General features: G+C 68.3%; 1 protein-coding gene. It reads right to left on the bottom strand.

Annotated elements, in window-relative coordinates; genetic code table 11:
• On the bottom strand, positions 1–9,208 hold a 9,208-nt coding region (locus ACWCPQ_RS34770; RefSeq protein WP_449907350.1), incomplete at both ends, for an amino acid adenylation domain-containing protein.

The following is a 9,208-nucleotide window of genomic DNA, read 5'->3' as shown; positions in this document are numbered from 1 at the left end:
CAGGCGCCGACGGATCCACCGCCACCGCCGCAGCCAGCAACTCCGGCAACGTCGAAGCCGGCACCACCGGACCACCCGAACGGGACAAGATCTCGTCACGTTCGGTCGCGTCCAGGATCTCGACCGCGCCGAGCGCGAGATCGGGATCGGCGACGACCGCGGCAAGCAGCCGCTCGAAACGAGCGGCCAGAGTCTGCACGGTCGACTCGTCGAACAGTTCGGTGGCGTAGTTGAGCGTCAGATCCATTCCGCCCGAAGCGTTCTCACCGAGCGTGAACTGCAGATCGAACCGGGCGACATCATCGGCGAGCGGCAGACCCGACACCTCGAGTCCGGCCAGATCCAGTACCGGTTGCTGCGTATTCTGCAGCGACAACGCCACCTGGAACAACGGATTACGCGCCTGCGAACGCTCCGGCGCCAGCAGATCCACCAGCCGCTCGAACGGCACGTCCGCATTGCCGAACGCATCCAGATCCACCTGTCGCGCCCGGTCCAGCAAACCGGCGAACGATTCCCCCGAATCCACGGTCGTCCGCAACACCAAGGTGTTCACGAACATCCCGACCAGATCGTCGAGGGCCTGTTCACCACGGCCCGCGATCGGCGTACCGACAGCGATATCGCCGGAACCCGACAGCCGGGCCAGCAATGCCGCCAGCCCGGCGTGCAACACCATGAACATCGACGCGCCCTGCGCCCGGGCCAGCCGGTCCAGTTTCCCGATCAGCTCGGCCGGCAGTTCGGCGTGCACGCTCGCGCCGCGCAGCGACGCCACCGCGGGACGCGCCCGATCTGCGGGCAATACGAGCTCGTCGGGAAGATCGGCCAGGGTCCGCTGCCAGAACGCCGTCTGCCGTGCCAGCGGCGAATTCGGATCGTCCTCGGCGCCCAGCACCCGCCGCTGCCACAGGGTGAAGTCGGCGTACTGCACCGCCAGCGGAGCCCACCCCGGTTCGAGGCCCTGGGCCCGCGCCGCGTAGGCGGTCATCACATCGCGGGCCAGCGGCGCCATCGAGAAACCGTCGGCGGCGATATGGTGCACCACCACCACGAGCACATGCTCGTCCGGTGCCGTCTGGAACAACCGGATCCGCAGCGGCACATCAGCGGCCACGTCGAAACCGGCGGTCACGAATTCGACCACCGCGGTGACGATCTCGTCCGCCGCGACCGGGACCGGTTCGAGTTCCAGATCCAGCTGATCGGCGGGCACGATCACCTGCACCGGCACGCCGGCGCGCTCGGGGTACCGCGTGCGCAGCGATTCGTGGCGCCACACCACATCGGATACCGCGGACCGCAACGCGACCGGATCCAAGGTGCCCGCGAGGCGGATCGCCATGGGCAGGTTGTAGGCCACCGACGAGGTGTCGTACTGGTTCAGGAACCACATCCGCTGCTGCGCGAACGACAGCGGCACCGGGTCCGGCCGCGGGCCGGCCACCAGCGCCGGTCGCGCACCCGCACCCGCATGCTCGACCCGCACGGCCAGCGCCGCCACAGTCGGTGCCTCGAACAGCGCACGCACCGGTACCTGGGTATCGAGCGCGGCGCCGATACGCGCCGCGACCTGGGTCGCGACGAGCGAGTTGCCGCCCAGTTCGAAGAAGTCGTCGTCCGCGCCGACCCGGTCGATGCCCAGCATCTCGGCGAACGTGCCCGCCACGACCTCCTCCACCGGAGTCGACGGCGCCCGGAACACCCGCGCCTCGAACACCGGCGCGGGCAGTGCCCGGCGGTCCAGCTTCCCGGACGAGTTCATCGGGAACGTCTCCAGCACCATGAACGCCGCCGGAACCATATAGCCCGGCAGTTCGGCGCGCAGCGCGGATTTCACCGTATCCACATCGATCGCCCGGCCCGCCGCCGGAACCAGATAGGCGACCAGCTGGTCGCCGGTACGTTCGTCGGTGCGCATGACCACCACGGCGCCGGCGATCTCGTCCAGATCGGTCAGCACCGATTCGATTTCGCCGAGTTCGATCCGCAGACCGCGCAGCTTCACCTGGAAATCGGTACGGCCGAGATAGTCGATCTCGCCGCCGGAATTCCAGCGCACCAGGTCACCGGTGCGGTACATGCGTTCGCCGTCGCCGAAGGGGCTGGCGACGAACCGTTCGTAGGTCAGGTCGGGGCGGCCCACATATCCCTCGGCCAGCTGTGCACCGGCCAGATAGAGCTCACCCGGAACGCCGGGGGGCACCGGCCGCAACCGGCTGTCCAGCACATAGGCCTGGGTATTGAATGCCGGAACACCGATCGGCACCGTGACATTGTCGGTCTCGGTGACTTCGTGGTAGATCAGGTCGACCGTGGCCTCGGTGGGCCCGTACAGGTTGTGCAGCCGTGCGCTGCTCTGCTCACGCAACCGCCGCGCGATATCGCCGGTCAGCGCTTCGCCACCGACGATCACGTGGCGCATACTCGCCCACGCCCCGGAATCGGCCTCGGTCAGGAAGACCGACAGCATCGACGGCACGAACTGGATGGTGGTGACGCCCTCGTCGGCCATGAGACGGCCCAGGTAGGCGGGGTCGCGATGCCCCTCCGGCCGGGCGATGACCAGCCGGGCACCGACCTGCAACGGCAGGAAGAACTCCCGGACCGACGCGTCGAAGGTCACCGGAGCGCGCTGCACCATGACGTCGGCGGCGGCGATACCGTACCGCGCATGCGTGCCCACCAGGCAGTTCACGATCGACTGGTGCGCCACCGCGACACCCTTGGGGCGGCCCGTCGAGCCCGAGGTGAAGATCACGTACGCGGTGTTCCCCGGCCGCAGCGGCCGGTGCCGGTCGGCGTCGGTGAGCGGAGCGCCGGAGAACCCGGCCAGATCCAGCTGATCGATACGGACCTGCGGCGAGACGATCGGGTCCAGATCCTCACCGGAGGTGAGCACGAACAGCGGGCGCGCGGTCTCGAGGATATGCCCGAGCCGTTCCACGGGCTGGTCCGGATCCAGCGGTACATACGCGCCACCGGCCGCGATCACCGCGTACATCCCGACGACGAGGTCGAACGAGCGCTGCATACCCAGGGCCACGTACACCTCGGGACCCACGCCGGCCCGGTGCAGCCAGCGGGCCAGCCGGTTCACCCGTTCCGCGAACTCGGCGTAGGACAGACTCGTCCCCTCGAAGGTCAGCGCGACCGCGTCCGGCGTCCGCGCGACCTGCGCCTCGAACAGCGCGACCAGGGTGGCGCTGGCATTGCCCGGCGTTTCGGTGAGTGCCGACTCCACCGGGAACTCGGTGGCATTCCACCGGTTCAACACGAGTGCACGCTCGGTGGTGTCCATGAGTTCGATATCGCCCACCGGCACCGACGGTTCGGCGATCACCGCACGCAGCACCCGCACCAGACGGCGACTGAACTCGGTGATGAAATCGTCGTCGAACAGGTCGGTCGCGTAGAGGATCTCGGCTTCCATACCGGACCCGTCGGCGGCCGCCTCGCTGGACGTCAGCACCATGTCGTATTTGGTGCTGGGTGTTTCCACTCCGACGCCGGTCATCGTCAGACCGGGCAGTTCCAGCCGGGTGTCGCCCAGGTTCTGGAAGGCGAGCATCACCTGGAAAAGCGGCTGGCGCGACTGGGAACGGACCGGGTTGAGCACCTCGACCAGACGCTCGAACGGCACATCGGCGTGCGCGAACGCGTGCAGATCGCGATCACGCACATGGGCGAGCAGTTCGGTGAACGGCGCGGCGGTATCGATCTCGGTCCGCAGCACCAGCGTATTGACGAACATGCCGACCAGATCGTCGAGCACCCGGTCGCCACGTCCGGCAACCGGAATACCGATGGCGATATCGGTGGTCGAGCTGAGCCGGGCGAGCAGGGTGGCGAACGCGCTGTGCACGAGCATGAACAGGGTGACGCCCTGTTCCTGGGCGAGCGCGTTCAACTCGTCGATCACATCGCCGGGCACCACGAACTTGTGGGTTGCCGCCCGCTCGCTCGCCACCGCCGGACGCGGCCGGCTGGACAGCCGGAGTTCGTCGGGCAGTTCGGCCAGTTCGGCCCGCCAGAAGTCGAGCTGCTGGGAGACCAGCGATGTCGGATCGTCGTCGGATCCGAGCACCGCGCGCTGCCACATCGTGTAGTCGATGTACTGGACGGCCATCGGCTCCCATTCCGGAGCCCCACCGGCGCACCGCGCCGCATACGCGGTCATCAGATCGCGACTCAGCGGCCGCAGCGAGAAACCGTCGGCGGCGATGTGGTGCACCACGCCGGCCAGCACGTGATCGTCGTCGGCCAAGCGGTACACCCGCAGCCGCACCGGCGGCTGGACGGTCAGATCGAAGCCCACACAGACGAATTCGACGACCGAGGCGATCAGTTCGCCGTCGAGCGCGTCACCGGGTCCGGCGGTGAGCGGGATGATCTCCACCTCCGGCACGGCCGCGGCCGGCGGCAGCACCTGCTGGTACCCCACCCCGTCGTGGGACGGGTACACGGTGCGCAGGGATTCGTGCCGGGCGATCACATCGCCCACGGCGTCCAGCAACGCGTCGATATTCAACGTGCCGTTCAGCCGCAGCACGATCGGGATGTTGTCGACCGCCGACTCGGGTTCGAACCGGTTCAGGAACCACATCCGCTGCTGCGCCTGTGACAGCGGCGGCCGTTCCGGGCGCGGGTGGGCCGCGATGGCCGGGCGCCCACCGGCGCCGGCCTGCTGTTCCACCCGCGCCGCCAGCGCGGCGACCGTCGAATCCTCGAACAGCATCCGCACCGGCACCTGCGTATCCAGCGCGGTACCGATCCGGGCCGCGACCTGGGTCGCGATCAGCGAGTTACCGCCGAGGGCGAAGAAATCGTCGTCGGCGCCGACCCGTTCGGCGCCGAGCACCTCCGCGAAGACCCCGGCCACGATCTCCTCGATCGGAGTCGACGCGGACCGGGACCCGCCCGATTCGAACACCGGCGCGGGCAGCGCCCGGCGGTCGAGTTTCCCGTTGATGGTCAGCGGGATCCGGTCCAGTACGACCAGCGCGGACGGCACCATGTACGACGGCACCAGCGCGGCGGCGCCCGCACGGATCGCCTCGGTATCGGCTTCGGTCCCGTTGTCGGGAACCACGTAGGCGACGATCCGGTGATCGCCCGGGGTGTCCTCGCGGACGATCACCGCTGCCTGCGCGACACCCGGCTGCGCGAGAACCGCGGCCTCGATCTCGCCGAGCTCGATCCGGAAACCGCGCACCTTCACCTGGTCGTCGGCGCGGCCCAGGTATTCGAGTTCACCGAAGCGGTTCCAGCGCGCCAGGTCGCCGGAGCGGTAGAGGCGCGCACCGGGCGCACCGGGTTCGGCCAGCGGATTCGCCACGAAACGAGCCGCCGTCAGGTCCGGGCGGCCGAGATAGCCGCGGGCCAGCTGCCCACCGGCGATGTACAGTTCGCCCGCCACCCCGACCGGTACCGGTTGCAGCCGGTCGTCCAGCACATAGGTCTTCAGCCCGGCCAGCGCCCGGCCGATCACGCTACCGGCGGCACCGGCGATGGTCGCCGCGTCGAGCGCACGGAACGACACGTGCACCGTGGTCTCGGTGATGCCGTACATGTTCACCAGCAGCGGCGAAGCCGTTTCCCGGTCCCCGATCTGGGCGGTACGGCCGGTCGTACCGTCCCCGTGCCGGGCCACCCAGTCGGAGAGCCGGCGCAGTTCCAGTGCCTCACCACCGAATACGACATAGCGCAGCGCCAGCGGCCGATCCGCCGCCGCGATGCGGTCGGCCTCGGCGAGCTGATAGAACGCCGACGGTGTCTGGTTCAGCACGGTGACACGTTCGGAGCGCAGCAGTTCCAGGAACTGCTGCGGGGAGCGCGAAGTGTAGTAGTCGACGACCACCAGGGTGCCGCCGAAGAGCAGCGGTCCCCACAGTTCCCAGACCGAGAAGTCGAACGCATAGGAATGGAACAGGGTCCAGACGTCCTCGGCGCCGAAACCGAACTCGCGTTCGGTATTGGCGAACAGCCGCACCACATTCCGATGCGGCACCGCGACGCCCTTGGGGCGGCCGGTGGAACCGGAGGTGTAGATGACGTAGGCCGTGTGCTCCGGACGCAGCGGGACGAGGCGGTCGGCATCGGTGATCGGGCCGTCGTCGGCATCCTCGATATCACCGGCCTCCACGGTGTACCCGTCGACCACCACACGTGAGATACCGCGCGGCACATCCACCCGCACCGTGGAGTCCAGCACCACGGTTGCCGGACGCGCGTCCCCGAGCACGTACGCGATCCGCTCAGCGGGGTAATCCGGGTCCACCGGCACATAACCGGCACCGGACTTGATCACCGCGAGCAACGCGACCACCAGGTCCAGCGATCGCGGCAGCAGCACCGCGACCAGCGTCTCCGGCCCGGCCCCCTCGGAGATCAACCGGCGCGCCAGTACGTTGGCCCGGCGATCCAATTCGGCGTAGGTGAGCCGGTCGCCCTCGAACTTCACGGCGTTCCGGTGCGGATACTCGCCGGCGGCCGCCTCGAACAGGCTCGCCAGGGTGGTCGTCTCCGGGTGATCGGCCGGCACACCGTCGACGGTGAACACGCCGGGGGCGGCGTCGGCCCGGGACTGCACCCAGCGCCGCGCCACATCCAGACGCTCGGATTCACCGAGCAGGTCGATATCGCCGACCGCGTCGCCGGGCTCCCGCACGACGGCACGCAGAATCCGCACGAAACGATCGGCGAAACCGGCCACGGTCTCCGGATCGAACAGATCGGTGGCGTACACCCATTGCATACGCAGGCCGCCGTCCGCGGCGCCCTCGGTACCGACGGTGAGCTGGATATCGAACTTCGAGAAACCGGTGTCGAATTCGAGCACGTCGAGGTCGAGGCCCGGCAGCGATACCGCCGCCGCGTCGGCCACGGACGCGGCGTCGAAGGTCAGCACCACCTGGAACAACGGATGGTGTGCCCGGGAGCGGCGCGGGTTGATGATGTCGACCAGCCGCTCGAACGGCACATCGGCGTTCGCGAAAGCCGCCAGGTCGGTGCGACGGACCTCCGCGAGCAGGTCGGTGAAGGCGGTCCCCGGCGTCACCTCGGTCCGCAGGACCAGAGTGTTGACGAACATACCGACCAGATCGTCGAGCGCCTGCTCGCCGCGGCCGGCGATCGGGGTGCCGATGCTGATATCGGCACTGCTGGACAACCGGCTCGCCCAGGTGGCGAGCGCCGCGTGCACCACCATGAACAGTGTGGTGCCCTGGGCCCGGGCCAAGGCTTCCAGGGCGGTGCGCAATTCGGCGTCGACCGCGAAGTCGTGTGTGGCGCCGGAGTTGGAAGCGATCTCCGGACGCGGCCGATCGGTGGGAAGTTCCAGCCGATCGGGCAGGTCCCGTAGTTGTTCGCTCCAGTATTCGATCTGCTGGGCGGCCACCGACTCGGAATCGTCCTCGGAGCCGAGCACCTCGCGCTGCCAGAGGGTGTAGTCGGCGTACTGCACCGCGAGTGGTTCCCACGCGGGAACCGCCCCGCGACTGCGTTCGGTGTAGGCGACGACGAGATCCCGGAGCAGCGGACGCGGCGAGAAACCGTCGGCGCTGATGTGATGCGCGACGAGGACCAGGACGTGGTTGTGCTCGTCCACCCGCAGCAGCGACACCCGGAACGGGAGCTCGACCATGACGTCGAACAGCACTCCGGCCAGCTCGAGCACCCGGGCGGGCAGTCCGGCCCCGGTGACCGGTTCGGGGTCGAGCGCGATATCCACCTCGCCGACCGGCAGCACCTGCTGGTGCCCGATCCCGTCCACCTCCGGATACACGGTGCGCAGCACCTCGTGCCGCGCCACCAGATCCGAGACCGCCGCACGCAACGCATCCACGTCGAGATCACCGGACAGCCGCAGGGCCAGCGGGATGTTGTAGGCCGCGGACCGGTCGTCGAACCGGTTCAGGAACCACATCCGCTGCTGCGCCAGCGACAACGGCACCCGCTCCGGACGCTCCCGCGGCCCCAGGACCGGCACCCCACCACGACCGGCGGCGGTTTCGGCGGCGGCGGCCAGCGCGGTGACGGTGGACGCTTCGAACAGCATCCGCACGGGCACCTGCACATCCAACGCGGCACCCAGCCGCGCGGCGACCTGCGTCGCGATCAGCGAGTTACCGCCGAGGGTGAAGAAGTCGTCGTCGGCACCGATCCGCTCGATACCGAGTACGTCGGCGAAAACGCCTGCAACGATCTCTTCGATCGGGGTGGACGGCGCCCGGAACTCCCGCGTCTCGAAAGTAGGCGCGGGCAGCGCCTTACGATCCAGCTTCCCGGAGGTGTTCAACGGGAACGCGTCCAGTTCCATCACCACGGCCGGGATCATGTACACCGGCAGCACATCGCGCAGCGAGTCGAGCAACGCCACAGAGGTGATCTGGGCACCGGGCGCGGGCACCACATAAGCGACCAGCTGCTCACCCAGATCCGAGGCAGCCACCGTCACCACGGCCTGGCTCACCACCGGCTGCGCCAGCAACGCCGACTCGATCTCACCCAACTCGATCCGCTGACCACGGAACTTCACCTGGAAATCGGTACGCCCCAGGTATTCGAGCACCGGCAGAGTCTCGGTCCGGCCCTCGACTTCGGTCTCGGCGTGACTCCACCGCACCAGGTCACCGGTGCGATACATCCGCTCCGCGGGATCGAACGGACTGGCGACGAACCGATCCGCGGACAGGTCCGGCCGGGTCACATAACCACGCGCCAGCTGATCACCCGCCAGATACAACTCACCCACCACACCCGCAGGAACCGGGCGCAACCGCGAATCCAGCACATACACCCGGCTGTTCCACTGCGGAACACCGATCGGCACACTCACCGACTCATCACCCGTGGCCTGCCAATAGGTAATGGAAACAGCGGCCTCGGTCGGACCGTACAAGTTGTGCACCGCAGCATCGGAAATCGCATGCATCGCCGACACCGTCTCCGGCGGCAATGCTTCACCGATCACGAACACGTGCTCGAGACTCCGCAAAGCCTCCGCCGGAGTATGCGCGGCGAACACACCCAACATCGACGGCACGAAGTCCGTCACCGTCACCCGCCGCTCGGCGATGACCCGAGCAAGGTATTCGGTATCCCGATGACCATCCGGAGTCGCCACAACAAGATGCGCACCCGCAGCCAACGGCAGGAAATAACCCCACAACGACACATCGAACGTCGTCGCCGTCTTCTGCAGATA

This window comes from Nocardia sp. NPDC001965 (genome assembly GCF_053594175.1).
The sequence above is the reverse complement of the archived record's forward strand: the minus strand, read 5'-3'. Positions and strand labels throughout refer to the sequence as shown.